The organism is Bartonella sp. AA1HLJMS (assembly GCF_042197445.1).
In the GTDB taxonomy this organism is placed as follows: Bacteria; Pseudomonadota; Alphaproteobacteria; order Rhizobiales; family Rhizobiaceae; genus Bartonella.
On sequence record NZ_JBHIRW010000175.1, the window covers coordinates 1 to 1,412 of the forward strand.

At 40.6% G+C, this 1,412-nt stretch carries 1 protein-coding gene and 1 pseudogene; both read right to left on the bottom strand.

Annotation, left to right across the window (positions count from 1 at the left end; translation table 11 throughout):
- Positions 1 to 338 (bottom strand): annotated as a pseudogene (locus ACFIQE_RS10365) (hypothetical protein); the annotation flags it as partial.
- Positions 339 to 340: 2 nt separating this feature from the next.
- Positions 341 to 640 carry a hypothetical protein gene (locus tag ACFIQE_RS10370; RefSeq protein WP_375706628.1) on the bottom strand — a complete coding sequence of 100 codons (300 nt, stop codon included), beginning with the start codon at positions 638 to 640 and terminating at the stop codon, positions 341 to 343.
- Positions 641 to 1,412: the final 772 nt, after the last annotated feature.

A 1,412-nucleotide genomic window follows, 5' to 3' on the forward strand; every position in this document is an offset into this window, starting at 1 on the left:
TCTGGTAAGTGTGCATTCAAATGTTTTTCTTCTCCTATAGGTGCATCAAAAAGCTTTTCCTCATCATTTCCAGAATCATTTTTCAAAGAGTTTTCCGCTATAGATTTCTCATTAAGTTGAGCAATATAATCCATCACATTTTTTTGCTGTCGCCCAGCTTCACCCCCACTAGACTGATCAATGTTCCCAACAAGTGGAGATTGAGGAATCATTGATGCAACACCTCTCTGCTCTGAAAAATCATGTTTTTGTTGCTCTGGTACCTCTTGTATCTTAACAGTATCCTTTGAAACATCGGGCAATGGAGGCATTTGGCGCTTTAAATCATCTGTAGACATAATCAATTCTGCTGGCGTTTTTTCCCAGCTTGTTCTGTCCCTGCTTGAGAACCGCGAATAAGCTCTGTAGGACTCAATTTTTGCGGAGTATTATCCCCATTGCTCGCATCAAAAGGGTCTGTGCGACAAGCAGCCCGTTCTAAAAAACTTGGCTTGTATCGTCCTTCCAACGGCGTGCTTGGAGGCATCGAGCGTTGTTGCAATAAATATCTAGGTAACTGCGGTATAACCTGATACATTAAAGGACGCAAAAATTTTGGATCAAACAACTTTAAAAGAGAATTTGTGTTTTCTTGTTCCATCACTGCACCCTTTCCATCTCGCAGCCACGCTTGCTATAATCTACATGCAAAAAACCTATCGCCTTATGCAAGAAAACAGCTTCAGGTTTTGACTTCAAAACATCTTGTGCCATCACCCCGCGATAACGCTCTGGATAGCCCCTGTAGTTATACTCATAGAGTTTGTATCCATCTCGCTGCCCTACGCGTACGATATTTTCTTTCGCTCTGATGTTGCTAAGCCCAGCAAAAGTACCAAGGATAGTTCCAACATTTCCAACAATCTCCCACGGATTAGTTTTTTTATATAACAAAATATTGATTTATAATAATAATCTAGCGTTATTTATATTGAATTAGCCTCCCGAATAACGTAGGATTCTCTCATTTCAAATCTGTTTATCTTGAATCAATCAAAATCACTTGCTTGCACATCATAAGCGGGGCTGATGTGTGGGTAAAAACTATAGAAGAAAGGAGTAAAAATGATTCTTATGAATCGTCTTAAGAGCCAAGGGCTGTAGCAACACCCACGAGCTGGTTTTGTACACTTTCAAAAATGATATCTTTACCTTCTCCCAAGGTGATATTCCCGCTCTGCTCACCATTTGCATAAACAGGATTGGTCCCAGCGATAATATCGGCTCCAACACCTTGAATGCTGCCTTATTTAAAGTGTCATCCGCTTGAATAAAGAAGGAGACAGCTTTGATCCCCTACTTCATTCGTGATTTTATCCAACGACCTTTTTAACGATGGGGAGGACGCTTTGGTGATCGCTTTTGTAAAGCTT